At 59.0% G+C, this 25,001-nt stretch carries 20 protein-coding genes and 2 tRNA genes; 7 read left to right on the top strand and 15 right to left on the bottom strand.

Annotated features, from left to right (window positions below):
- Positions 1-13 precede the first annotated feature (13 nt).
- Positions 14-976 (bottom strand): NAD(P)H-quinone oxidoreductase, encoded by a 963-nt coding sequence (locus tag V476_RS19180; RefSeq protein ID WP_003409516.1) that lies wholly within the window; start codon positions 974-976, stop codon positions 14-16.
- Between the two features lie 138 nt (positions 977-1,114).
- Here V476_RS19180 and V476_RS19175 point away from each other — a divergent pair, with 138 nt between their 5' ends.
- Both V476_RS19175 and V476_RS19170 read left to right on the top strand, forming a co-directional pair.
- On the top strand, positions 1,115-3,196 hold the full coding sequence (locus tag V476_RS19175) for a carboxy terminal-processing peptidase (protein ID WP_174518581.1): 2,082 nt from the start codon (positions 1,115-1,117) through the stop codon (positions 3,194-3,196).
- Between the two features lie 117 nt (positions 3,197-3,313).
- Positions 3,314-5,086, top strand: a complete 1,773-nt coding sequence (locus V476_RS19170; protein WP_024665714.1) for a GGDEF domain-containing protein — start codon at positions 3,314-3,316, stop codon at positions 5,084-5,086.
- A 17-nt stretch (positions 5,087-5,103) separates the two neighbouring features.
- On the opposite strand, the gene V476_RS19165 is transcribed toward V476_RS19170, so the two are convergent.
- The 5 genes from V476_RS19165 to V476_RS19145 all read right to left on the bottom strand — a co-directional run bounded on the left by V476_RS19165 (position 5,104) and on the right by V476_RS19145 (position 9,118).
- Entirely contained in the window at positions 5,104-5,475 is a 372-nt protein-coding gene (locus V476_RS19165; protein ID WP_003317436.1) for a hypothetical protein, read from the bottom strand.
- Positions 5,472-5,813 (bottom strand): helix-turn-helix domain-containing protein, encoded by a 342-nt coding sequence (locus V476_RS19160; protein ID WP_024959867.1) that lies wholly within the window; start codon positions 5,811-5,813, stop codon positions 5,472-5,474. The genes V476_RS19165 and V476_RS19160 overlap by 4 nt, the downstream gene beginning before the upstream one ends.
- 100 nt (positions 5,814-5,913) lie before the next feature.
- Positions 5,914-6,366: a YkvA family protein gene (locus V476_RS19155; RefSeq protein ID WP_003317434.1), complete on the bottom strand. Its 453-nt coding sequence runs from the start codon at positions 6,364-6,366 to the stop codon at positions 5,914-5,916.
- A gap of 365 nt (positions 6,367-6,731) precedes the next feature.
- Complete coding sequence (gene bamJ / locus V476_RS19150; protein WP_003346532.1) at positions 6,732-7,502, bottom strand: BamJ family beta-barrel-assembly machinery protein; 771 nt, start codon at positions 7,500-7,502, stop codon at positions 6,732-6,734.
- A gap of 206 nt (positions 7,503-7,708) precedes the next feature.
- Positions 7,709-9,118 (bottom strand): DUF4329 domain-containing protein, encoded by a 1,410-nt coding sequence (locus V476_RS19145; protein ID WP_024959866.1) that lies wholly within the window; start codon positions 9,116-9,118, stop codon positions 7,709-7,711.
- A gap of 246 nt (positions 9,119-9,364) precedes the next feature.
- Between V476_RS19145 and V476_RS19140 the strand changes: the two genes are divergently transcribed.
- The gene (locus V476_RS19140; RefSeq protein ID WP_003390910.1) at positions 9,365-9,883 is read left to right on the top strand and encodes a cupin domain-containing protein; all 519 of its coding nucleotides are present in this window, start codon (positions 9,365-9,367) and stop codon (positions 9,881-9,883) included.
- A gap of 32 nt (positions 9,884-9,915) precedes the next feature.
- Here V476_RS19140 and V476_RS19135 read toward each other — a convergent pair whose 3' ends face one another.
- The 5 genes from V476_RS19135 to V476_RS19115 form a co-directional block, all read right to left on the bottom strand.
- On the bottom strand, positions 9,916-10,308 hold the full coding sequence (locus V476_RS19135) for a VOC family protein (protein WP_024959865.1): 393 nt from the start codon (positions 10,306-10,308) through the stop codon (positions 9,916-9,918).
- 55 nt (positions 10,309-10,363) lie between these two features.
- Positions 10,364-11,554: a CaiB/BaiF CoA transferase family protein gene (locus V476_RS19130; RefSeq protein ID WP_024959864.1), complete on the bottom strand. Its 1,191-nt coding sequence runs from the start codon at positions 11,552-11,554 to the stop codon at positions 10,364-10,366.
- 125 nt (positions 11,555-11,679) lie between these two features.
- On the bottom strand, positions 11,680-12,075 hold the full coding sequence (locus V476_RS19125; RefSeq protein WP_024959863.1) for a hypothetical protein: 396 nt from the start codon (positions 12,073-12,075) through the stop codon (positions 11,680-11,682).
- 369 nt (positions 12,076-12,444) lie between these two features.
- A tRNA-Asp gene (locus V476_RS19120) sits at positions 12,445-12,521 on the bottom strand.
- Positions 12,522-12,542: 21 nt separating this feature from the next.
- Positions 12,543-12,618: transfer RNA gene (locus V476_RS19115), tRNA-Val, on the bottom strand.
- A gap of 171 nt (positions 12,619-12,789) precedes the next feature.
- Here V476_RS19115 and rdgC point away from each other — a divergent pair.
- Positions 12,790-13,710, top strand: coding sequence for a recombination-associated protein RdgC (rdgC, locus tag V476_RS19110; protein WP_003317427.1), 921 nt, complete (start codon positions 12,790-12,792; stop codon positions 13,708-13,710).
- Between the two features lie 96 nt (positions 13,711-13,806).
- Positions 13,807-14,754, top strand: coding sequence for a bile acid:sodium symporter family protein (locus V476_RS19105; protein WP_003317426.1), 948 nt, complete (start codon positions 13,807-13,809; stop codon positions 14,752-14,754).
- Between the two features lie 162 nt (positions 14,755-14,916).
- Here V476_RS19105 and V476_RS19100 read toward each other — a convergent pair whose 3' ends face one another.
- Positions 14,917-16,791, bottom strand: coding sequence for an MFS transporter (locus V476_RS19100; RefSeq protein WP_024959862.1), 1,875 nt, complete (start codon positions 16,789-16,791; stop codon positions 14,917-14,919).
- Positions 16,792-17,033: 242 nt separating this feature from the next.
- Here V476_RS19100 and V476_RS19095 point away from each other — a divergent pair, with 242 nt between their 5' ends.
- Positions 17,034-20,510, top strand: a complete 3,477-nt coding sequence (locus V476_RS19095) for a hybrid sensor histidine kinase/response regulator (protein ID WP_024959861.1) — start codon at positions 17,034-17,036, stop codon at positions 20,508-20,510.
- A gap of 66 nt (positions 20,511-20,576) precedes the next feature.
- Here the strand turns inward: V476_RS19095 and V476_RS19090 are convergent, their stop codons facing one another.
- Together V476_RS19090 and cysK are read right to left on the bottom strand one after the other, a co-directional pair.
- The gene (locus V476_RS19090; RefSeq protein ID WP_003317423.1) at positions 20,577-21,515 is read right to left on the bottom strand and encodes an aspartyl/asparaginyl beta-hydroxylase domain-containing protein; all 939 of its coding nucleotides are present in this window, start codon (positions 21,513-21,515) and stop codon (positions 20,577-20,579) included.
- Positions 21,516-21,690: 175 nt separating this feature from the next.
- Complete coding sequence (gene cysK, locus V476_RS19085; protein WP_003421272.1) at positions 21,691-22,665, bottom strand: cysteine synthase A; 975 nt, start codon at positions 22,663-22,665, stop codon at positions 21,691-21,693.
- Positions 22,666-22,791: 126 nt separating this feature from the next.
- Between cysK and V476_RS19080 the strand changes: the two genes are divergently transcribed.
- Complete coding sequence (locus tag V476_RS19080; protein WP_024664562.1) at positions 22,792-23,859, top strand: DUF748 domain-containing protein; 1,068 nt, start codon at positions 22,792-22,794, stop codon at positions 23,857-23,859.
- 599 nt (positions 23,860-24,458) lie between these two features.
- On the opposite strand, the gene V476_RS29415 is transcribed toward V476_RS19080, so the two are convergent.
- Positions 24,459-24,989, bottom strand: a complete 531-nt coding sequence (locus V476_RS29415; protein ID WP_161780153.1) for an HNH endonuclease — start codon at positions 24,987-24,989, stop codon at positions 24,459-24,461.
- Between the last annotated feature and the right edge of the window lie 12 nt (positions 24,990-25,001).

The raw sequence follows: 25,001 nt of genomic DNA, 5'->3' as shown, positions 1-25,001 counted from the left end.
AGGCACCGCCTGATCAGACCAGGCTTTCGTCGATGACCAGCACGATCTTGCCGGACACCGTGTTGGTCGCCAGCTCTTCGAACGCCGCTTCGGCATCCTTGATCGCAAAGGATTTCGCCAGTTGCGGCTTGAGGCGACCTTCGGTGAACAGCGGCCAGACGTGCTGACCCAGATCGCTGAGCAGGTCGGCCTTGAACGTGTCGTCGCGGCTGCGCAAGGTCGAACCCATCAACTGGATACGCTTGCCCAGTACGTGAGCCAGGTCCACCTGCGCCTCGCGGCCGCTCATGATGCCGATCAGCACCCAGCGACCGTCCAGGGCCAGCAGTTTGACGTTGAGCTCGGCGTAGCTCGCCCCCACCGGGTCGAGAATGACGTTGAACGGTGCAAAATCGCTCAGCCCTTCAAGACTTTCGCTGCGTACCACACCGCCCTGCGCACCCAGTTCGACGCAATAGGCCAGCCGTTCGGCCGAGCCGACGCTGACCCACACCGGGTTGCCAAACGCCTTGCAAAGCTGAATCCCGGCTGAACCAACCCCACTTGCGCCAGCGTGCAGCAAAACCTTCTCGCCAGGCTTGAGCCCGGCGAGTTCGAACAGGTTCAACCACGCCGTGGCATAGACCTCAGGAATGGCCGCCGCCTCGTGCAGCGAAAGACCTTCCGGGACCGGCAGCACGTGTCGCCCATCGACCACCACTTCTTCGGCCATCGCCCCGCCCGCCAACAGCGCACAGACGCGGTCTCCGACCACCCAGGACGAACCCGGACCGACTTCGGCGATCACGCCGGAGCACTCCAGACCCAGTGTCTGAGTGACTCCAGGCGGCGGCGGATACTTGCCTTCGCGCTGTAACAGATCGGCACGATTCAAACCTGCAGCTGCCACTTTGATACGTACCTGCCCCACATCAAGGGCCGGACTCGGCTCCTCGACCCATTCCACATGTCCTTCAACGCCTTGCAATGCCTTCACGGTGCCTCCATAGTGAGTCCAGACTGAGCCCGTGGCTGTTTTGCCCGGGCTTTTGCATTATGCGGCCGGGTCCAAAGGAACCGGCGACCTCAAAGACGGCCTAATATGCGTTATCAATTGTCCTCGCGTCGAATCAGCATGAAGCAATTATTCCCCAGCACTGCCCTCGCACTGTTTGTCGGCCTTAGCGTTTTGCCGATGTCAGCCAGTACCTTTGCCGCCAACAGCTGGGATAATCTTCAGCCGGACCGCGACGAAGTGATTGCCAGCCTCAACATGGTTGAGCTGCTCAAACGACATCACTACAGCAAGCCGCCCCTCGACGACAAGCGTTCGGCGATTATTTACCAGAGCTACATCAAGCAACTGGACCCCTCGCGCAGCTATTTCATGGCCAGCGACATTGCCGATTTCGATAAATGGCAGTTCCAGTTCGACGACTTTCTGAAAAGTGGCGACCTGAACGCCGGCTTCATCATCTACAAGCGCTATCTGGACCGCGTCAACGCGCGTCTGAATTTTGCGCTGGGCGAGTTGGGCAAGGGCGTCGACAAGCTCGACTTCAACACCAAGGAAACCCTGCTGGTCGACCGCAAGGACGCCGCATGGCCCAAGGATACAGCCGAGCTCGACGAACTGTGGCGCAAGCGCATCAAGGATGAAGTCCTGCGTTTGAAGATTGCAGGCAAGGACCCGGCGAAGATTCAGGAAACCCTGACCAAGCGCTACAAGAATCAGCAGGCGCGTCTGAACCAGACCCGTGCCGAAGATATCTTCCAGGCCTACATCAACACATTCGCCATGTCCTACGACCCGCACACCAACTACCTGTCACCTGACAGCGCGGAGAACTTCGACATCAACATGAGCCTGTCGCTGGAAGGCATCGGCGCCGTGTTGCAGAGCGATAACGACAACGTCAAGATCGTGCGTCTGGTCCCGGCAGGTCCGGCGGCCAAGACCAAACAGGTCGCGCCGGCCGACAAGATCGTGGCCGTTGCCCAGGGCGACAAGGAAATGGTCGACGTGATCGGCTGGCGCCTGGATGAAGTGGTCAAGCTGATCCGCGGTCCGAAGGGCTCGGTGGTACGCCTGGAGATCATCCCGGCCAGCAATGCGCCGAATGACCAGACCAGCAAGATCGTTGCCATCACCCGTGAAGCGGTGAAACTTGAAGAACAGGCGGCCAAGAAGTCGATCCTGCACATCAAGCAGGATGGCAAGGACTACAAGCTCGGCGTCATCGACATTCCGGCCTTTTATCTGGACTTCAAGGCCTACCGTGCCGGCGATCCGGAATACAAGAGCACCACCCGTGACGTGAAGAAACTGCTCACCGAATTGCAGGCCGAGAAGGTCGACGGTGTGGTACTGGATCTGCGCAACAACGGTGGCGGTTCGTTGCAGGAAGCCACCGAACTGACCAGCCTGTTCATCGACAAGGGCCCGACCGTGCTGGTGCGTAATGCCGACGGCAAGGTCGATGTGCTTGAAGACGAAGCCAAGGGCGCGTTCTACAAAGGCCCGATGGCATTGCTGGTCAACCGTCTGTCTGCGTCGGCTTCGGAGATTTTCGCCGGGGCGATGCAGGACTATCACCGCGCGCTGGTGATCGGTGGTCAGACCTTCGGTAAAGGCACGGTGCAGACCATTCAGCCGCTCAACCACGGCGAACTGAAACTGACGCTGGCCAAGTTCTACAGGGTTTCCGGTCAGAGCACCCAGCATCAGGGCGTGGTACCGGACATCACTTACCCGTCGCTGATCGACACCAAGGAAATCGGCGAGAGCGCCCTGCCCGAGGCCATGCCGTGGGACAGCATCAAACCGGCGATCAAGCCGGCCATTGATCCGTTCAAGCCGTTCCTTGCCCAGCTGCAGGCACGTCACGAAGCACGCTCGGCCAAAGACGCCGAGTTCGTGTTCATCGAGGATCGTCTGGCATTGGCCAAGAAGCTGATGAACGAGAAGACCGTCAGCCTCAATGAAGCCGACCGTCGTGCCGAGCATGCCTCGATCGAAAGCAAGCAACTTGCGCTGGAAAACACCCGCCGCAAGGCCAAGGGTGAGGAGCCGCTCAAAGAGCTGAAGAAGGAAGACGAAGACGCGCTGCCGGTGGAAGACGAGAAGACCAAACCCGAGGACGATGCCTATCTGGCAGAGACCGGACGCATTCTCATCGACTACCTGGGCCTGAGTGCCGCTGTCGCGAAAAAGTAACGCAGGCTCATTGATGGCTATTTAGCTTCAACGTCATCAAACAGTCATGAAGCTGTCGTGAAATACGGGGCTGAACGCGAAATCGTTCAGCCCTTTTTCATTCTCTCCGAGACGACCATGACCATAACAGAGCAGCTGAGCGCACTGAGTTCCATTCTGGCTCGTGGTGATTTGCACAGTTTGTTCCAGCCCATCGTCTCGCTGTCGGAGCACCGGATTCTGGGCTATGAAGCCCTGACCCGCGGCCCCTCCAACAGCGCCCTGCACTCACCCTTGAACCTGTTCGCCATCGCCCGCCAGGCCGGTCGCCTGAGCGAGCTGGAGTTGAGTTGCCGGGACAGCGCCTGCCGACGTTTCAGTCAGCAGAAGTTACCGGGCAAGCTGTTTCTCAACGTTTCCCCCGAATCGCTGCTCGAAACCTCTCACCCTCCGGGCCGGACCCTGGAAATGCTGCGTCGCTACCAGATCGCGCCCAAGGACGTAGTCATCGAACTGACCGAGCAGATGCCCACCGATGATTTCGACCTGCTATACAACGCCTTGCACCACTATCGCGACATGGGTTTTTCCATCGCGCTGGACGATCTGGGCGCCGGTTATTCGAGCTTGCGACTCTGGTCGGAGCTGCGTCCGGACTACGTGAAAATCGATCGGCACTTCATCGACGGCATTCACCAGGATGCGGTGAAGCGCGAGTTCGTCGGCTCCATGCTGCAGATGGCCAAGGCCTCCAGGGCGACGGTGATTGCCGAAGGCATCGAATTGCCGGAAGAGCTGGCGACCCTGAAAGACATGGGCGTGAACCTGGTTCAAGGCTATCTGCTGGCGCGTCCTCAGGAGCGCCCGCCGCGCGACACCCGCGCCATGTTGCCAAAAACAGAGATCACAGTGGTGCCGCTCAACGAAGAAGCGGCCGATCTGTCTGCGCTGCTCAACCCACAGCCATCGGTCAGCCAGTCCACCCCCACGGCTGAAGTGCTGGAAGCGTTTCGCAGGCAGGCCAACCTCAACTCGCTGGCGGTGCTGGATGACGACGCCCGACCGTGTGGCATCGTCCACCGGCACTCGTTGTCCGAGGCGCTGCTCAAGCCCTTCGGCACCGAGCTGTTTGCCCGCAAACCAATCAGCCGCCTGATGAGCAGTGACTTTTTGGCCGTGGAAGTCAGCCAGTCGCTGCAACAGGTCAGCCGGCTGTTGACCAGCCGTGCCCGGCAGCGCATCGAGGAGGATTTCATCATCACCTCGAACGGCACCTATCTGGGGCTGGGCCGGGTGATCGACGTGCTCAAGCTGATCACCGAAATGAAGATCCAGCAGGCACGTTACGCCAATCCGCTGACCCTGCTGCCCGGCAATGTTCCGATTCAGCAATGCCTGACTCGGCTGCTGCAGCAAGGCCGTGCGTCGATGATCTGCTACGTGGATATCGACAGCTTCAAGCCCTTCAACGACATCTACGGTTATGCGCGTGGCGACGAGGTGCTGCTGTGTCTGGCGCAATGCCTGAACGACCGCATCGATCCGGCCAGAGACTTTGTCGGGCACATCGGCGGGGATGATTTTCTGATGGTGCTGGGCTTTGATGACTGGGAACGACGCCTGAAAACCCTGCTGGATGATTTTCCGAATCAATGCCGCCGTTTCTACCGCGCAGAACACCTGGAAGCCGGTTGCTTCATCGCCCTCAACCGACAGGGCCAACGCCAGGAATTCCCCCTGCTGTCGCTGTCGATTGGCGTGGTGCACTTGCATGAAGAAAGCTGCACGCTGGTCGATGCCAGCCAGTTGGCCGACCTCGCTTCACAGGCCAAGCACTTCGCCAAGGATGTCGCCGGCGCCAGCATTCACGTCATCGATTCGACGCGGCTGGATTTGTTGATGCAGGCGTGAGGGCCGGCGCCATACGCTTACTGCGCTTCAGCTTCAGGATAACTGTACTCAAAGACCCGAACCACTTCCGAGGCGTGCCATGAGGCTGCCGCGACGCCGTCCGAAGGTCCGGTGAAGCGGCCCAGCCGTTCAGCGCACTCGAAAAAACCGGGACGCGGCAGGCGGCTTGCGCCCTGGCTGATGACCAGCGAACTGCGCAAGGGCTGTTCAGCGCGGGCATCCATGGCGGCGAGGTGCTCAAGGGCGGCGGTCAGGGTCTGCATGGCCGGGCTGGGCAGTTGCAGGCGTTCCACCAGAGCGCGATAGGTCAGCAGATGCCGTTGGCGACGGGCCAGATCGAGCTCATTGAGCAGCCCATCCCAATGCTGACGACTGATGCGCACGCTCACGACTCACCTCGCCAGCCCGACACCCCAAGCTCCCACGCCAGGCTGCGCTTGATGGCACCGTCCGGCTCACGAGTACCGTTCTCGATCAGCTCCAGGTAGGACGGGCTGATGCCGACGGTACGCGCCAGGCTCGCCGCTTCAAGGCCTTTGGCCTCGCGCAGGGCACGCAATTCATCGAAGCCGGGAAGCTCACTGGCGGTGGTGCCGGAAGTCGATGCAGCCGGCTCGCTGGAAGGCTTGCCGGCCAGTCCGGCAGCCTTGAGCAGGGCTTGATACTGCGCCCAGGGCAGCACTGCGTATTCAGGCTCCCCGTCACGGGATATCACTTGAAGATCCATAGAGTCACCTTGTACTACACGACTGCAGACTGATCAGGCTTGATCCATAGGCAGGCATCTTAACAGCGGAACGCCAGGGCTTGTGTTCAATCCGTGAGACTTACACCTTGCCTCGCTCTTGCTCCAGCAGTGCCTGAGTCTTCGGCAGTTGCTCGACCACGATGAGTTTCTCGGGCGATTGCTGCGCGCGCCATGCACGAAAGGCGTCCAGCTCATTGCTCAGGTGCTTGGTAACCCACGCCAGCACGGCGATGTCATCGAGCATGCCGAGGCCGGGTATCCAGTCGGGGATCGCATCCAGCGGGCTGAGGAAGTACATCAGACCGGCGACGATGGACAGGATCGCTTTAGGGCTGATGGCGCGGTATTCGCCCCGCCAGTAAGCCAGGCACAAGGCCTGCAGCAAACGCAGGTCTTCCTTGAGTTTGCCCAGACGACTGCCTTCACTGTTGCCTTTACGCGCGACAGCGAACAGCAATCCTGGCAATCGTCCAGCGGCCAGCAGACGCCGGGCTCCGGGCAGATAACGGATAAAGTTCCACGGTGCTTTCATACCCACTCCCGTTCAGCAAAATGTCGTTCGATAAAGCAGATTCGCTGAACCTGCCTGGCCAGCGCCACAAGGTTATCCACAATAATTGTGGATAACCTTGTGAACAGTGGCTTTTTTCCAGCCTCAACACCCCGTTTTCGGGGGACCATAGTCAGATCGGGCGTTTTTTACTCACAAAAAAACTACAAACGTGTGAACCCGCCACCCTCGATGAAACGAGTGCCTTGATCTTGCCGGACTGTCGGACAATTCTTTTGCATGCATCCATGATAGTGGGACTGCCCGAATGGCCAAGCGTTCGGGAAATAAGCCGGACACAAAAACGCCCCGTCGAGACAGGGCGTTTTCTGTAGCCAGGTGGTGCGTTACTTCTTGGCCGGAGCCGAAGCGGCAGGAGCTGCCTCTTCTTCGTCGGCATCAGCACCAGGCGTTGGTGCCGCTGCAGGGTCCTTGATACCCAGCAGTTCAAGATCGAACACCAGTACCGAGTTGGCCGGGATCGCCGGGCTCGGGCTCTGTGCGCCGTAAGCCAGATCACTCGGGATGAAGAGTTTGATCTTCTCGCCGACGTGCATCAGTTGCAGACCTTCGACCCAACCCGGAATCACACCGCCAACAGGCAGGTCGATCGGGCTGCCGCGCTCAACGGAACTGTCGAAGACCTTGCCGTCGATCAGCTTGCCTTCGTAGTGAACAGTCACAACATCGGTAGGCTTGGGCTGAGCGCCATCGGCTTTCTTGATGATCTGATACTGCAGGCCGGAAGCGGTGGTGACCACGCCGTCCTTTTTACCGTTCTCTTCGAGGAATTTCTTGCCAGCGGCAGAAGCTTCTTCGCTCATCTTCGCCAGACGCTCTTCGGAACGCTTTTGCAGCGCGGAGAAGGCTTCAACCAGCTCTTCGTCCTTGAGTTTCTGATCTTTCTTGCCAACAGCGTCTTCGATACCCAGGGCTACAGCCTTGGAATCCAGATCATCCATACCTTCCTGAGCCAGGCTTTTGCCCATGTTCAGACCGATGCCATAAGACGCTTTTTGTGCTGGGGTTTTCAGCTCTACGGTGCTGGCTTGCTTGTCACAACCTGCGAGTACCAGACCGACCAGGGCAATCGCCGCTGCCAACCGATGCTGTTTCATGCTAATTCCTTGTTCATGCGCCAAAAGGGCAAACGAGTAAAGCCGCGAGCTTATCAGGCCGCCGCGATCAATGGCTACCGGCATGAGAGGCAGAAAACGCCGATAAGTTCAGGTATCCAAAGGTTTTCCCGGATCTGTACCGCATTGTTCAGTTGCAGTTCAGTTTGTGATTCGCACAGGCAAGGCGCTGGCTCGCTGCACAGGGCTCAGGCTACGGGACTGATCACACCGGCATCAGGCCAGCGCGCACTGGTCTGTAGCACGCGCAGAAGCCCGGCCCGCGCCACCCGACGGACGAAATCCTGCACGCTGAGGGTACCGGCTTCGAGTTGCGCCTGAATGGACTCGGCCCCGGAGTACACGCGCGATACGCTTTGCAATAGTTGAAACTCCTCGGCGGACTGGCTGGGGGTGTAACAGAGCAGCGCGCCGTCGGCTGCCGAGAAATAGACGGCGGACATCTCGAAACCATAGCGAATCGGCAAGCCTTTGCGGCGCTGTGCCGGTTTGTGCCGATAGCTGAACATCCGGTGCAGGTCATCCGGCTCGAAGAAATCGTTCATCACTTCACGCCCACCCTCGACGGCCAGATTGGCTGAACAGAAATACATACCGTCCACACGATAGCCGTCAGGCAATGCAGGCCGGTAATACGCATCGGGATGGAATGCCGAACACGGCGCGTACACCGGCATGCCGTCATCGAGAATCGGCTCGGCAATCCGATAGGCTCGCTCGACCGGATTGAACAGAAGAAAACCGATGATCTGCGAATGAATACGACTGCCGATACGGCCATGAGCATAACGTGCAGCCTCATCGGCGCTGTCGAACGGCGCGCTGAGACTCAGGGGTCGGGGTGGCCATTGCGCGTCGCAGCTTGCAGGCGATTTGGCGGGAGGTGTACGAGCGGCAGCGTCGTCCGGGTAAGGCTGCCAGTCGGCCGGCACTTTGCCTGACCGCCCCCACAGTCGGCTGGGCACTATCACGTGCAGATCCCCGGCTCCGGCCAGCAGGCGGACCACATCACTGGGCATCATGCTGAGGTTCTGCAACGCCTTGTGGATCTGGCTGAGTTCACACAAGTGCGGCATGCTCCGCGGACCAGAAACGCGCGCAAACAAAGCGTCTTCGGCAGCAGAGCGGGACAGCGTGTATTTGATCAGGGAGCCGTCAGGCCCGGAAAGATAGGTCGCCGCACACACCTCCTGATCGTCGATCACCGCATAAATGTCGCCGACAGAAAAACTGTTCGGGTAAGTGACCTTTTCACTGTCCGGCCACTCGTCGAGCCCGGCCTGCAGTGACGGGTGAGAATGGTAGACCGCATAGTCCTCATGCCCTTGCGGGTAGAGCACATAACCTTCCTGCTCGTTGCGCGGGAAAACCTCGTTGGGATCGAAGCTGAACTGGCTGCCGTTCATGGGCTCGGTCGCAATGTACTTGCCATCCTTGCGAACCAGGATGAAACCGCCGTATTCGCGATCACGCCGGTCGCCGATCCGCTCATGGGCATAACGCGCAGCATCGTCAGGATGATCGAATGGCGCGCTGAGCTCAGGCATGTCGGGGTGCTGATCGATGGATCGTTTGTAGAGTCTTTTTCTCGGGTACATCCGGGGCTCCTTGAAAGCCTGACTGATTGAGTCATGAGCGTAAGGAAACCCGACACGGCAAGTGACATAGATGAATATGACCTTACGTAAGTCTGCCGGCGCCGGACAACATGAAATTAAAGATAATTTTTAAGCATTTCGGGATGTGCTTCGATCCGCGGCGTGGGCGAGTCTGCCCAGCCCCTGCGTCGACCATCGCGACTGGCGATCAGGGCTCATGCAGTTTGTCGTGTTCAGGAACGTTTTATGCAATCGACCACTCGTTTTCGTTCAAAGCGCACGACAGCCCGCCAGTTGGCAAGCCTGGCCGTGATCGCCGCAGCAGCCATGTTGCCGGTCAGCGCAGCCTATGCCGCCAAGAAACCGCCTCTGGTTGTCACTGAGGGCATCAAGGCCTACCGCCTGTGCACAGGCTCCGACAAGCTTTCACACGTCATCGAAGGCTCGATCGATCAACAGGCCATGACCGATGTCAGCGCCCTGCACTTCAAGGAGACCCCGGCGCACTCGACCTTTGACTGGCATCCGGCACCCGAAGAGCAGTACGTGATCACCCTGTCCGGCACGCTGGAATTTTCCACCACTGGAGGCGAAAACTTTGTCTTGCACCCCGGGGAAGTGTTGCTGGCGCAGGACACCACAGGCCCCGGCCATCGCTGGAAGCTGATCGACGATCAGCCTTGGCGACGTGCGTACGTCATCACCAAGCCAGGCGACAAGGGCGCGTTCGTGCCGAAGGACGGAGCGTCTGCGAAGGGCTGCTGATGCAGTGATGCAGCCGCCTCCATCGACCGTGATTACATCGACGCATCAGCCGCTGGCTCGGAAATTTCGATCAGGTTCAGATCCGGATCACGCACATATACCGACCAGATCGGCCCGGTAGCACCGGTGCGCTCGACTGGACCTTCGACGATCGGCCAGTCCTGCTCCTGCAGGTGCACAATCACCTGCTCGAGCGGGATGGTGGCGATGAAACACAGATCCAGCGCACCTGGCACCGGCAAATGAGCCTTGGGCTCGAATTCCTTGCCGCGTTCATGGACGTTGATTTTCTGATTGCCGAAGCGGAATGCCAGACGTCCCTGACGAAAGCGTTCAGGGGTCATACCCAGAACGCGTACGTAAAAGTCCTTGCAGGCGTCGATATCGACAGTGGTCAGTACCAGGTGGTCCAGATGATCAATCACGGGATCAGCTCCGTTTGGAATAGAGTTCTGTTTACGACAACGGCCACGTTTCGGATCAGATAATGCCAAGCCGACGCCACTCGGCACGTGTGCCAGCATCGATACCATGGGCTTCAAGCACGGCATCGGTGTGTTGGCCGAGTGTCGGCGCAGACGATCGTACCTGACCCGGCGTGTCTTGAAGTTTAGGCACAATCCCCGGAAGGGTGACGGGTTTTCCGTCGTCCAGCGTGCCCTGCAACAGCATGTCTCGCGCCTGATAATGCGGGTCACTGGCGATGTCGGCAGCGTCGTAGATCTTGCCTGCCGGGATACGTGCTTCGTTGAGCGCCGCAAGGACTTCGTCCATCGAGCGCTCGGCGGTCCAGGTCGAAATGGCCGCATCGATGCGGGCCACGTGTCTGACCCGCCCGTCGTTGTGCTGAAGCTCGGGGTCGCTGGCCAGATCCATGCGACCGATCTTTTCCATCAGGCGCCGGAAGATACTGTCGCCATTGCCCGCGATCAGCGCGTACTTGCCGTCATTGCAGCGGTAGGCATTGCTCGGAGCGATGCCAGGCAGACTGCTGCCAGCCGGCTCGCGGACAGTGTCGAACACCGAATACTCGGGAATCAGGCTTTCCATCATGTTGAACACTGACTCGTACAACGCGACATCTATTTGCTGCCCCTCGCCGCCATTCTGCTCACGGTGACGAAGCGCCAGCAGAACGCCGATCACACCGTGCAACGCAGACAGCGAATCGCCAATCGATACGCCGACACGCACTGGCGTGCGCCCTGCCTCGCCCGACAGATGACGCAAACCGCCCATGGCCTCGCCGATCACGCCAAACCCCGGCCGGTCGCGATACGGCCCGGTCTGCCCGTAGCCAGAGACACGCAGCATGATCAGTTTAGGATTGAGGGCGTGCAGCGCTTCCCAGCTCAACCCCCAGCCTTCAAGCGTGCCGGGGCGAAAGTTCTCGACCAGTACATCGGCATCCCGGATCAACCGTCGTGCCATTTCCTGCGCTTGAGGCTGGCGCAGATCAAGGGTCACCGACTGTTTGTTGCGGGACTGCACCGCCCACCAGACGGACGTGCCGTTATGCAGCAAACGCCATTTGCGCAGGGGATCCCCGGTCAGCGGCGGCTCGACCTTGATGACCTCGGCACCGAACTCGGCGAGGATCTTCGCCGCGAACGGACCGGCAATGAGCTGGCCCAGCTCCACCACCTTGATGCCCTGAAGAGGTAGGCTCATGACACGTCCTTTCTTGTTTGGGAGGTGGAGGAATGATCTGCGCAAATGCGCTGGATGGAAAGCCGGACGGTGCGCTGCCAGACCAGACCGCCGTAAAAACCCCGCACCAGGCGGGGTTCATTGAATCAATTGCTGCACGCCAACTGGAAACTCATCGAGGAATCACCCGAGCCCCCCCGTTTACCGACCATAAGCCCCAATACATTGACCTGCTCCGTAGTTGCAGCGCCGCCCAACTTGGCGTGCCCATAGAACAGCCGCTCATGATCACTGGTATCAATGGAAGACACCGAGCAGAAACCTGGAGAGTTCTTAAACTGTCCTTCCTTGAAGAACACTTTATAGGTCGCGAAGTAGTCTTTCTGGCTGCTGTAACTTACAGACTTGATCCAGGGGGACGACTGAGCAACAACATTACCGTGCTGGTCGATGGTCGCGGTGTGCAGCACTGGCTTGGCCAGCGCGCTCGCAGACAGGATCAAAGCCGTAGTGCCTATAAACAGTTTAAAACGATTTTTCATAGTCATCCCTTTACTCACTGAAGTATCAGACCGCCTCGATTCTGCGGTCGGTCCGGATTAATTATTTGGGGTCATCAAGAGAACTTCTGATGACTGAATACCCCATCAACCCATTCAGCTAATACCAGCAAAGAGAATAAATCAAGCGTTCACCAAGGCTAACTAACAGGCCTGGTTTAAACTTCAATAATTAAGGATGTTACTTACGTCCGCGCCGAATAATTCTTACAAAACTTCAATAGAACTGCAGCGGGGGCATTGCACGTTGCACGAGGAGGGGCGGGATTTCCAGACGACAGAAAGCAAAAAGCCCGCACTAGGCGGGCTTTCTGTTTGCTTCAAGGAGTTCAAGGGCCTTGAAGCGGAATATGGCGCAGCGGACGGGACTCGAACCCGCGACCCCCGGCGTGACAGGCCGGTATTCTAACCGACTGAACTACCGCTGCGCGTAACACTAAAAGCGAGTTTGGTGGGTGATGACGGGATCGAACCGCCGACCCGCTGCTTGTAAGGCAGCTGCTCTCCCAGCTGAGCTAATCACCCTTCACTCTCGGTGTGGCGCGCATTCTACGGAGCGACCTGTACTCTGGCAAGCACTTTTTTAAATAATTTTTATAATCCTTCCAAAGGCTTACAAACGCTCTGTACAGGGTTGGCCCCAGCGGCTGAGGAGCGAATAATGCCCGCCTTTGTATAGAAAGAGAGATTCACCTCATGTGGTTCAAAAACCTGCTTGTCTATCGCCTGACCCAGGACGTGCCTTTTGATGCCGAAGCGCTGGAGACAGCACTGGCGACCAAGCCGGCGCGCGCCTGCGCCAGCCAGGAGGTAGCCACCTATGGTTTCGTCGCTCCTTTCGGCAAGGGCGAAGACGCTCCATTGGTACACATCAGTCAGGACTTCATGCTGATCGCTGCACGCAAGGAAGAGCGCATTCTGCCGGGCAGCGTCGTGCGTGACGCGCTCAAGGAAAAGGTCGACGAGATCGAAGCCGAGCAGATGCGCAAGGTCTACAAGAAGGAACGCGATCAGCTCAAGGATGAAATCATCCAGGCCTTCCTGCCGCGCGCCTTTATCCGCCGCTCCGCCACCTTCGCCGCCATCGCGCCGAAACAGGGCCTGATCCTGGTCAATGCCTCCAGCCCGAAACGCGCCGAAGACCTGTTGTCCACCCTGCGCGAGGTCATCGGCTCGCTGCCGGTACGTCCGCTGACGGTCAAGGTTTCACCGAGTGCGACCATGACTGACTGGGTCAAGACTCAGAAAGCAGCCGACAACTTCTTCGTGCTGGACGAGTGCGAGCTGCGCGACACCCATGAAGATGGCGGCATCGTGCGCTGCAAGCGTCAGGACCTGACCGGCGACGAAATCCAGCTGCACCTGAGCACAGGCAAGGTCGTGACCCAGCTGTCGCTGGCCTGGCAGGACAAGCTGTCGTTCGTGCTGGACGATAAGCTGGTGGTCAAGCGTCTGAAGTTCGAGGACCTGCTGCAGGATCAGGCCGAACAGGACGGTGGTGACGAAGCGTTGGGGCAACTGGACGCCAGCTTCACGCTGATGATGCTGACCTTCGGCGAGTTCCTGCCGGAGCTGTTCGAGGCATTGGGCGGCGAAGAGATTCCGCAAGGCATCTGATACGCGCTTTTGCAACACTGCCGCTCGAAACACCGCGCCGTCTCGTCAGACGGCGCATTCATTTCATCCCGGTTATTCAACAATAAGGAACAGGCCATGCGTGCGTTGGCAGCCTTGAGTCGTTTTGTCGGCAACACGTTTGCCTACTGGGTGTTGTTGTTCGCCATTCTGGCATTTCTGTTTCCGCAGGCATTCATTGGCCTTAAGAGCTGGATCGTGCCGCTACTCGGGCTGGTCATGTTCGGCATGGGCCTGACCCTGAAACTCGACGATTTTTCCGAAGTGGCGCGTAACCCGTGGCGAGTGGCGCTGGGTGTGATTGCGCACTTCGTGATCATGCCCGGTGTGGCCTGGTTGCTGTGCCAGGTGTTTCAACTGCCGCCGGAGATTGCCGTGGGCGTGATTCTGGTCGGCTGCTGTCCGAGCGGCACTTCATCCAACGTCATGGCCTGGCTGGCAAAGGGTGATCTGGCGCTGGCGGTGGCGATCGCTGCGGTCACTACCCTGCTCGCCCCGCTGCTGACCCCGACCTTGATCTGGTTCCTCGCTTCGGCGTGGCTGCCGGTGTCTTTCCTCGATATGTTCTGGTCGATCCTGCAACTGGTCATGCTGCCGATTGTGTTGGGCGTGGTTGCCCAGCGTCTGTTGGGCGCGCGGGTCAGCTATGCGGTAGACGTGCTGCCGCTGGTGTCGGTGGTCAGTATTGTGATGATCGTCTGCGCTGTGGTCGCGGCCAGTCAGGCGAAAATCGCTGAATCCGGCCTGCTGATCATGGCGGTGGTGATTCTGCATAACACGTTCGGTTTTCTGTTGGGTTATTTCACTGGCAAGGTTTTCAAGCTGCCATTAGCGCAACGCAAGTCGCTGGCGCTGGAGGTCGGTATGCAGAACTCGGGGCTGGGCGCTGCGCTGGCCAGTGCGCATTTCTCGCCGCTGGCGGCGGTGCCAAGTGCGCTGTTCAGTGTCTGGCACAATATTTCCGGGGCGTTGCTATCGACGTATTTCAGGAAGATGCCGGAGGAAGAGAATACGTCCGTCCGTTGATGCCTGTTGACTGTCGTCCCCCGCGTGGGAATGCAGTTCGTGACGCTCCGCGTCACACGGCGGTTCTGCGAGGTCAGGTGGATGTGGGTTCCAGCTCAGGTCACCTTTGGCCATCGTGCCAATCCGAAGTGATTGGCACGTCAGTTGTACAGAGCGTAAACGCTACTGCACTTTCCCTCTCAGCGCTTTCACTTCTTCGCGCACGTCCACGGGGGTTGCCACGTCGGCGGCAATGGGCGAACCCGCAACCAGTACCACGCGAGACCAGAGGCGGCGAAACAGGGTCTTGCTCGGGTCGCGGCTGAAGAAGCTGCCCCACAGGCCTTGCAGTGCCAGTGGAATGACCGGTACCGGGGTTTCCTGGATGATGCGGCTCATGCCGTTCTTGAAGCCGTTGATTTCGCCGTCGGTGGTCAGTTTGCCTTCCGGGAAGATGCACACCAGTTCGCCTTCCGCGAGGTACTGGGCGATGCGCTTGAACGATTTCTCGTAGATGTCCATGTCTTCGTTACGCCCGGCAATGGGGATGGTCCCGGCCGTGCGAAAGATGAAGTTGAGCACGGGCAGCTGGTAGATCTTGTAGTACATGACAAAGCGGATCGGGCGCCTCACTGCACCGGCAATCAGCAATGCATCGACAAAGGACACATGGTTGCAGACCAACAGCGCCGCGCCTTCGTCCGGGATCCGATCCAGATTGCGGTGTTCGACGCGGTACATGGAATGGCCAAGCAGCCAGATCATGAAGCGCATGGTGAACTCGGGGACGATCTTGAAGATGTAGATGTTGACCGCGATGTTCATCACCGACACGGCCAGAAACAGCTGCGGAATCGACAGTTTGGCAACGCTCAGCAGCAGGATCGAGACAAGCGCCGAGACCACCATGAACAGCGCGTTGAGAATGTTGTTGGCGGCGATGACGCGCGAGCGCTCTTTCAGCGGCGTGCGCGACTGGATCAAGGCGTACAGCGGCACGATGTAAAAGCCACCGAATACGCCGATACCCAGAATATCGAACAGCACCAGCCAGCCCTGCCCTGAGGACAGCACCGCCAGCCAGTCGTTGGCCTGCACGTTCTGTGGGAAACCGCCCGAATGCCACCACAGCAGCAGGCCAAAAATCGTCAGGCCCATCGAGCCGAACGGCACCAGCCCGATCTCGACCTTATGCCCGGACAAGCGCTCGCAGAGCAACGAGCCCAGCGCGATGCCGATGGAGAATACGGCCAGAATCAGCGTAACGACCGTTTCGTCGCCGTACATCCATTCCTTTGCATAGGCCGGGATCTGCGTCAGGTAGATAGCGCCCACGAACCAGAACCACGAGTTGCCGACAATCGAGCGCGAAACCGCGGGCGTCTGCCCAAGCCCCATGCGCAAGGTCGCCCACGACTGGGTAAAGATGTTCCAGTTGAGCTTCATCTCCGGCGAGGCAGCATCGGCGCGCGGGATACCGAAGCTGGCCAGGAACCCCAGGCAGGCGACCAGCACGATGGCAGCCGCCACCACCCAGGCATAGTGCGAAGAAGACATCATCACACCCGCGCTGATGGTGCCGGCCAGAATCGCCAGAAAAGTGCCCATCTCGACCAGCGCGTTGCCGCCGACCAGTTCGCTCTCGCGCAGGTGCTGGGGCAGGATCGAATACTTGACCGGCCCGAACAGCGCCGAATGCGTACCCATGGCGAACAGCGCGGCCAGCATCAACTCCAGATGATTGAACAGAAAGCCTGCGGCGCCGACCACCATGATGACAATCTCGCCGAACTTGATGATCCGGATCAACTTGTCCTTGGGGTACTTCTCGCCGAACTGCCCGGCCAGCGCCGAGAACAGAAAGAACGGCAGGATGAACAGCAAGGCGCACAGATTGACGTAGATCGAGCGATCCCCGTCGATGCTCAGCTTGTAAAGGATGGCAAGGATCAATGACTGCTTGAAGATGTTGTCATTGAATGCCCCGAGGGACTGCGTGATGAAAAACGGCAGGAAACGGCGTTTCCCGAGCAGGCTGAATTGTGACTGTTGGCTCATCGTCCGTGGTCCTGAGAGGCTGGGGAGAACTGACGCAGCGGCCAATCCGAGGCACATTGAAGACGTAACGCCGCCGAATGTCGATAGGACATTTTCTTTTACAAAACCTGTGTCGCTATTTTTATCACTTCGGGCTTGGCCGGGACCGCTGCGACACCGCGCCACGCTCGACCTTGGTCGACAAAGACGAAGCGCGGCCATCGTGCGAGACTGCGCGTTATCGATACAGTGTGGAATTTGATATGTCGCTGTCCAGCGGGCTGATTGCGGCCGTTGCTCTTACCTATATGGCCATCATGTTCGCCATCGCCTTCTACGGCGACCGATACAGCGCGTCGCTGCGCCCGACCATGCGCGCCTGGGTCTACAGCCTGTCGCTGGCGGTGTACTGCACCAGTTGGACATTTTTCGGCGCAGTGGGTCAGGCCGCAGAGCAGTTGTGGTCGTTTCTGCCGATTTATCTGGGGCCCATCGTGCTGATGGTACTGGCGCCCTGGGTACTGCAAAAAATGGTGCTGATCAGCAAGCAGGAAAATATCACTTCAATTGCCGACTTCATCGCAGCGCGCTATGGCAAGTCCCAGTCACTGGCGGTGATGGTGGCGCTGATTTGCCTGATCGGCATGCTGCCGTACATCGCGTTGCAGCTCAAAGGCATCGTGCTTGGGGTGAATATCCTGATCGGTGCCGTGGCTGACTCCACCGGCACCCGCGCGCAGGACACCGCGCTGGTGGTGTCGCTGATTCTCGCGCTGTTCACCATCGTCTTCGGCGCACGCAATCTGGATGTCACCGAACACCATCGCGGCATGGTGCTGGCCATTGCTTTCGAGGCGCTGGTCAAGCTGTTTGCGTTCATGGCGGTCGGCGTATTCGTCACGTTCGGCCTGTATGACGGATTCGACGACCTGTTCAATCAGGCCAAACTCGCGCCACGTCTCGAGGAATACTGGAAAGACACGATCAACTGGCCGTCGATGTTCGTGCAGACCGGCGTGGCGATGATGGCGATTGTCTGCCTGCCCCGCCAGTTCCACGTGACGGTGGTCGAGAACATCGAGCCTCAAGACCTGAATCTCGCCAAATGGGTGTTCCCGGCGTATCTGGCGCTGGCTGCACTGTTCGTGGTGCCGATTGCACTGGCCGGACAAATGCTCCTGCCGGGCTCCATGCTGCCCGACTCGTTCGTGATCAGCCTGCCGCTGGCTCACGCTCACCCTTCACTCGCGCTGCTGGCCTTCATTGGCGGAGCATCGGCGGCAACCGGCATGGTGATCGTCGCTTGCGTAGCGCTGTCGACGATGATTTCCAACGACATGCTGCTGCCGTGGCTGTTAAGACGCAAAAACACCGAACGGCCGTTCGAAGCGTTTCGTCACTGGATGCTTTCCGTCAGACGCATCAGCATCGTGATGATTCTTCTGCTGGCCTACGTCAGCTACCGGATGCTCGGGTCGACGGCCAGTCTGGCGACCATCGGCCAGATCGCCTTTGCCGCGATCACCCAGCTGGCTCCCGCCATGTTCGGTGCGTTGTACTGGAAGCAGGCCAATCGGCGTGGTGTATTTGCAGGCCTGGCGGCCGGTATCTTCATTTGGTTCTACACCCTCGTGCTGCCGGTGACGGCGCATGGCATGGGCTGGTCTTTGAGCACGTTCCCACTGCTCTCCTGGCTGCACAGCAACCCGTTCGACCTGCCTATCTCGCCGATGACCCAGGGCGTGGTGCTGTCGATGGCCGGCAATTGCACGCTGTTCGCCTGGGTGTCGATGCTGTCGCGCACGCGAGTGGCCGAGCACTGGCAGGCGGGTCGTTTCATCGGTCAGGAAACCCAAGGACGCGACTTCAGTCGCCCGCTGCTTGCGGTACAGATCGAGGACCTGCTCAGCCTGTCGGCACGCTTCGTCGGTGAGGACCGCGCGCGGCAGAGCTTCATCCGCTTCGCCCAACGACAGGGCAAGGGTTTCAACCCCAGCCTGAATGCCGACGGAGAATGGATCGCGCATACCGAGCGACTGCTGGCCGGCGTGCTCGGCACCTCTTCGACCCGCGCGGTGGTCAAGGCTGCTATCGAAGGTCGCGACATGCAGCTGGAAGACGTCGTACGCATCGCCGACGAAGCCTCCGAAGTACTGCAGTTCAACCGCGCGCTGCTGCAGGGTGCTATCGAAAACATTACCCAGGGCATCAGCGTGGTCGACCAGTCCTTGCGTCTAGTCGCCTGGAATCGTCGCTACCTTGAGCTGTTCAATTACCCTGAAGGCCTGATCGGCGTTGGCCGGCCGATTGCCGACATCATCCGTTACAACGCCGAGCGCGGACTCTGCGGACCGGGCGAGGCAGAAGTTCACGTTGCGCGCCGTCTGCACTGGATGCGCCAAGGCCGCGCTCACACCTCGGAGCGGTTGTTTCCCAATGGCCAGGTGATCGAGCTGATTGGCAACCCGATGCCGGGCGGCGGCTTCGTCATGAGTTTCACCGACATCACCGAGTTCCGCGCCGCCGAGCACGCCCTCAAAGGCGTCAATGAAAGCCTTGAGCAACGGGTAGCCGCACGTACCCACGAATTGTCCCAGCTCAACCAGGCGCTGACCGAAGCCAAAGGCACCGCTGAAGCCGCCAACGAATCGAAAACCCGTTTCCTGGCCGCGGTGAGTCATGACCTGATGCAGCCGTTGAACGCTGCACGACTGTTCTCCGCCGCGCTGTCACATCAGCAGGAAGGGATTTCCAGCGACGCCCAGCAACTGGTTCGGCACCTGGACAGCTCGCTGCGCTCTGCCGAAGACCTGATCAGCGACCTGCTGGATATTTCTCGCATCGAAAACGGCAAGATCACCCCGGACCGTCAGCCGTTCCCGCTCAGCGCGCTGTTTGACACCCTGGGTGCCGAATTCAAGGCGCTGGCTCAGGAGCAAGGCCTGAGTTTTCGTGTGAGGGGCAGTTCACTGCGCGTCGACAGCGATATCAAGCTGTTGCGCCGGGTGCTGCAGAACTTTTTGACCAACGCTTTCCGCTATGCCAAAGGCCCTATTCTGCTGGGTGTCAGGCGCTACGGTGACAGCCTGAGCCTGGAAGTCTGGGACCGCGGTCCGGGCATTCCCGAAGACAAGCGCAAGGTGATCTTCGAAGAATTCAAACGCCTCGACAGCCACAAGACTCACGCGGCCAAGGGGCTGGGCCTGGGGCTGGCGATCGCCGATGGTTTGTGCCGCATCCTCGAGCATCCTTTGCAAGTGCGCTCATGGACCGGCAAAGGCAGCGTATTCAGCGTCCAGGTACCGCTGGCCGCGCCCCAGGCTGCACTCCCCGCAACACTGCCTGAAGTCAGCCGCCCCGCACTGAACGGTACGCAGGTGCTGTGTGTCGACAACGAAGACAGCATCCTGATCGGTATGCACAGCCTGCTGTCACGCTGGGGCTGTCAGGTCTGGACCGCGCGCAATCGACAGGAATGCGAAGCGCTGCTGAACAATGGCATCCGGCCGCAGATTGCCCTGGTGGATTACCATCTTGATGAAGGCGAAACCGGTACTGAACTCATGGCCTGGCTGCGTACCCGACTGGGTCAACCGGTGCCGGGCGTGCTTATCAGTGCCGATGGGCGTGCGGAGTTGATCGCTCAGGTGCACGCGGCGGGGCTCGATTACCTGCCCAAGCCGGTCAAGCCTGCAGCGCTGCGCGCACTGTTGAGCCGGCATGTGAGTCTGGACGGGTAACGGAATGCCGGTTGTTCGCAGAGGCCACGAACAACCGGATCAGGGGAAAACCGGAAACACTGTCGCTTAACCAAACAACCAGTAGCCCAGCAGCGTCAGTACCGCCACGGCCAGAACAGGGCGCAATATGCGATAAGCCTTGGGGTTGGCGCGCTTGAACTGCTTGACCTTGCCACTGAAGCCATCACTGAAACGCTTGCTGAACGCATACGCCTGGTTGATTCCACCGACGCGCTCGTCGTCGAGGTTCTGCGGAGCGGTGGCGCGACCCAGAAACGCGCTGACACTGCGGTTCATACGGGTCATGAAGCGGTTGGTCAACGGACGCTCGATGTCACAGAAAAGAATCACCCGGGTCTGGTCGGTCTCGTTCTTGACCCAGTGAACATAGGTCTCATCGAACATGACGTCCTGACCGTCACGCCAGGCGTACTCCTTGCCATCGACGAAGATCCGGCAATCATCGGAGTTGGGTGTCGACAGGCCCAGGTGATAACGCAGCGAGCCGGCAAACGGATCGCGGTGCGGATTGAGGTGACTGCCACCCGGCAACAGCGCGAACATCGCGCCCTTGACGTTGGGAATGCTGTTGACCAGTTCGACGGTTTTCGGGCACAGCGCCTCGGCAGACGGCAGGGCCTTGTCGTACCACTTCAGGTAAAAGCGCTTCCAGCCCTTCTTGAAGAACGAGCCAAAACCGGCGTCGTTGTTTTTCTCCGCCGCACGAATATAGCCTTCGTCGAACAGGTGCATGGCTTCGTCGCGAATGGTTTCCCAGTTGTCCTTGAGGATGTCCAGTTCAGGGAATTTGCTGCGGTCCAGATACGGCTCGGACGGCACGCGGGAAAACAGGTACATCAGTGCGTTGTACGGTGCGAACAATGCAGAATGGTTGACGAACTGCCGCAACAGAGGCAATCGGGCACGACCGCGCAAATGAACGTACAGCGTGCTGCCCAGAAACAGCATCAGGATCGATGCCTTGGCAACAAATGAAAGGGTCATGAAGCTCTCCTTGAAGCGGGCAGATAACGCCAAACGTCACGCGGGCAGTGCTAATGCATGATTCTGAATAATGACTGGAGCGCCGGGCGGACAGCGCTGATCGTCCGGCGAGTCGTAAGCTGGCCATCATAAACCCTTGCGTTGCCCGCATGAAGTGCGCACTTGCGAAGATGTGTTACTGGGAAAGCTCCTGATCGGTGAACAGATCGCTGAACAGCATGCTCGACAGGTAACGTTCGCCGGAGTCTGGCAGGACCACTACGATCGTCTTGCCTTGCATCTCTGGCTTTTCAGCCAGACGGACGGCGGCCGCCATTGCCGCGCCGCACGAAATACCGCACAGAATGCCCTCCTCCTGCATCAGACGCCGCGCCATGGCCTTGGACTCTTCATCGGTGACACGCTCTACCCGATCGACAATCGACAGGTCGAGGTTTTTCGGGATGAAGCCGGCGCCGATGCCCTGAATCTTGTGCGGGCTGGGGGTGATCGTTTCACCGGCCATCGCCTGGGTGATGATCGGCGAACCGTCCGGCTCGACGGCGACCGACAGGATCGGTTTGCCTTCGGTGTGCTTGATATACCGGGAGATACCGGTGATAGTCCCGCCAGTCCCTACGCCTGCCACCAAGACGTCGATGGCACCGTCGGTGTCTGCCCAGATTTCCGGGCCAGTGGTTTTTTCATGGATGGCCGGGTTGGCCGGGTTCTCGAACTGCGCTGGCATGAAATAGTGCTCGGGGTTACCTGCCAGCAGCTCTTCGGCCTTGGCAATCGCACCTTTCATCCCCTTGGCCGCTTCGGTCAGCACCAGTTCTGCGCCCAGGGCCTTGAGTACCTTACGACGTTCTATGCTCATGGAAGCAGGCATGGTGAGCATCAGCTTGTAGCCACGGGCAGCGGCAACAAAGGCCAGACCGATGCCGGTGTTGCCCGAGGTTGGCTCGACGATGGTCATGCCCGGCTTGAGCCTGCCGCTGCTTTCGGCGTCCCAGATCATGTTGGCGCCGATACGGCATTTGACGGAATAACCCGGATTACGCCCTTCGATCTTGGCCAGAATGGTGACACCGCGTGGCGCGATACGATTGATCTGCACCAGCGGCGTATTACCGATGGAATGGGCGTTATCAGCGTAGATACGGCTCATGAGGGTGTCCTTGTGCACATCGGTTAAAGACCCAAAGCCTATGCCGCCAACTGTGGGGCGTCCAGTCTGACCGAACGGATGACGGCGCGAGCAGTCAATCCATCATTGAAACAGGAGACTCATGTCATGAAACGTCGCTACAGCTGGCCGCTATGGACCCTGGCCGCTCTGATAGTCCTGCTGGTCGCTGTCAATATCGCCCTGCCATACCTGGTGCGTGACTATCTGAACGACAAACTGGCCGACATGGGTGACTACCGAGGCGAGATCACCGATGTGGACCTGGCACTGTGGCGAGGGGCGTACCGGATCAAGGGGCTGAAGATCGTCAAGACCGACGGCAAGGTCCCGGTGCCCTTCTTCGACGCACCGATGATCGAACTGGCAGTCAGCTGGCATTCACTCTGGTATGACCATGCGGTGGTCGCGAAAGCCCTGTTCACCGATCCGCAAATCAACTTCGTGGACGGCGGCAGCAAGCAGGACTCGCAGACCGGTCAGGGCACTGACTGGCGTACCCAGATGAACAAGCTGCTGCCTATCACCCTCAACGAATTGCGCATCGACAACGGGCGTATCACATTCAATAACTTCAACTCCAAGCCCAAGGTAAAAATCGAGGCGGACCAGGTCAATGCCAGCATCTACAACCTGACCAACGTGGTCGACGTGGAAGGCAATCGCGATGCCGAGTTCAAGGGCAAGGCGCGTCTGCTGGGCCACGCCGATCTGGAAAGCTCAGCCAGATTCGACCCGTTCAGCAACTTTGAAGACTTCGACTTCAAACTGCGCGCCACCGGCATCCAGCTCAAGAAACTCAACGATTTCTCGTCGGCCTACGGCAAGTTCGATTTCAACGCTGGCGATGGCGACGTGGTGATTGAAGCGCAGGCCGATAAAGGCCAGCTCAAGGGCTACATAAAACCGCTGCTGCGCAACGTGGACGTATTCAACTGGCAGCAGGATGTCGAGAACAAGGACAAAGGCGTTTTCCGTTCAATCTGGGAAGCGCTGGTCGGCACCAGCGAAACCGTGTTGAAAAACCAGCGGGAAAACCAGTTCGCCACACGCGTCGACCTCAGCGGCAGCGTTCATCAGCAGGACATCAGCGGCTTCCAGGCGTTTCTGCAGATCCTGCGCAATGCTTTCGTGCAGGCATTCAATGCGCGCTATGAGAGTAGCAAGGGTTCCTGACGTACTTGTTTATCCACGGCATGCACGCCCCGCTTTTCTGCGACGCATGCCGGATGAACAGGTGGCGGTGGGTGCTCTCTCAACTGAGTCCTGTATTCAGACGACAGTAAGCAGCGGTATGGGCAAATCAGCCCTACCAGAAGCAGCGTTACAATTCAGACCCGGTCACAGCGTGACGCGCCATTCAAGAACTAAACAAGGGATACGATGGAAAGCCTTATAAAACGGGGCTTTCAGCGGTGTTACGGGCCGTTGATGTTGGCGTGCGCCCATGACTTGTGCCCCATCAGAGCCGAAGCAGACAGCCGCCGTAGTGGCGACACGCCATTGCAAGCATTTACCGCAATAGTTACATTAGTTAAGCCAATCGTGCATCTGTGAAGGGACTACGCATGCGCATCACCGGATGGATAATCACTGTCATAGGATACGTAATAGCCTTATCTGGCGTAACCAGGTGTTTTGCAGGCGGTATGCATGCAATGCCACGCGATAATGGTACACATATGGTTTTGGGTGCCCTGACGGTGGGGGTCGCTTGGTTGCTGATTAAAGGCGGCGGCAAGCTACGTGCGAAAGCGAATAAGGCATCGGCCTAATCACGCTGCTTGTCCAGACTCTCCGTGGTTGGTGAACTCCCTGTGCAGGGCCTCGCGGGTGTTGCGTAGCCAGTGTATCGCCTCGGCCTTCTGGTCAGCGGGGAATGACCGGGTAGCCCGTCTCCCATTGACACCTATTTCACAGCGCCAACGGTTCCGTACAGCCCAGTAGCTCAAGCCCTTTACGCCGCTACGGTTGTGCCGGGCAAGCGTCTGGTTCTGCGTGTTCTGCGCAACACTGCAAAGGCGCAAGTTCAGTGGGTCATTATTCGCCCTGTTGCCGTCGCGGTGGTCCACCAGCGCCGGGCCAGGGTCCACGCCGTAGTGAAGGGCATACGCTATCCGGCTCGCCCGCAGAGACACGCCACGGCAGCGAACTTGGTAGTAACCCCGGCCATTAGAACTGCCTGCTACTGCCCCCACTTTTCGGCTATTGGTCGGACGCTCAACCCACCGCAAGCCGGTAGGTGACGTACAGTCTATGGCAAGGTGCTTGTGAATCCAGTCCAGCGGTATTGGATGATGGTTCATGGATAAACCTGT

The sequence above is a fragment of the Pseudomonas syringae KCTC 12500 genome, assembly GCF_000507185.2.
Classification (GTDB): domain Bacteria; phylum Pseudomonadota; class Gammaproteobacteria; order Pseudomonadales; family Pseudomonadaceae; genus Aquipseudomonas; species Aquipseudomonas syringae.
The sequence above is the reverse complement of the archived record's forward strand: the minus strand, read 5'-3'. Positions and strand labels throughout refer to the sequence as shown.

Coding starts and splice junctions, on each gene's coding strand:
- V476_RS19175 (WP_174518581.1), top strand. CDS start 1,115: ATGAAGCAATTATTCCCCAGCACTGCCCTCGCACTGTTTGTCGGCCTT.
- V476_RS19170 (WP_024665714.1), top strand. CDS start 3,314: ATGACCATAACAGAGCAGCTGAGCGCACTGAGTTCCATTCTGGCTCGT.
- V476_RS19160 (WP_024959867.1), bottom strand. CDS start 5,813: ATGGATCTTCAAGTGATATCCCGTGACGGGGAGCCTGAATACGCAGTG.
- V476_RS19155 (WP_003317434.1), bottom strand. CDS start 6,366: ATGAAAGCACCGTGGAACTTTATCCGTTATCTGCCCGGAGCCCGGCGT.
- bamJ (WP_003346532.1), bottom strand. CDS start 7,502: ATGAAACAGCATCGGTTGGCAGCGGCGATTGCCCTGGTCGGTCTGGTA.
- V476_RS19145 (WP_024959866.1), bottom strand. CDS start 9,118: ATGTACCCGAGAAAAAGACTCTACAAACGATCCATCGATCAGCACCCC.
- V476_RS19140 (WP_003390910.1), top strand. CDS start 9,365: ATGCAATCGACCACTCGTTTTCGTTCAAAGCGCACGACAGCCCGCCAG.
- V476_RS19130 (WP_024959864.1), bottom strand. CDS start 11,554: ATGAGCCTACCTCTTCAGGGCATCAAGGTGGTGGAGCTGGGCCAGCTC.
- V476_RS19125 (WP_024959863.1), bottom strand. CDS start 12,075: ATGAAAAATCGTTTTAAACTGTTTATAGGCACTACGGCTTTGATCCTG.
- rdgC (WP_003317427.1), top strand. CDS start 12,790: ATGTGGTTCAAAAACCTGCTTGTCTATCGCCTGACCCAGGACGTGCCT.
- V476_RS19105 (WP_003317426.1), top strand. CDS start 13,807: ATGCGTGCGTTGGCAGCCTTGAGTCGTTTTGTCGGCAACACGTTTGCC.
- V476_RS19100 (WP_024959862.1), bottom strand. CDS start 16,791: ATGAGCCAACAGTCACAATTCAGCCTGCTCGGGAAACGCCGTTTCCTG.
- V476_RS19095 (WP_024959861.1), top strand. CDS start 17,034: ATGTCGCTGTCCAGCGGGCTGATTGCGGCCGTTGCTCTTACCTATATG.
- V476_RS19090 (WP_003317423.1), bottom strand. CDS start 21,515: ATGACCCTTTCATTTGTTGCCAAGGCATCGATCCTGATGCTGTTTCTG.
- cysK (WP_003421272.1), bottom strand. CDS start 22,665: ATGAGCCGTATCTACGCTGATAACGCCCATTCCATCGGTAATACGCCG.
- V476_RS19080 (WP_024664562.1), top strand. CDS start 22,792: ATGAAACGTCGCTACAGCTGGCCGCTATGGACCCTGGCCGCTCTGATA.
- V476_RS29415 (WP_161780153.1), bottom strand. CDS start 24,989: ATGAACCATCATCCAATACCGCTGGACTGGATTCACAAGCACCTTGCC.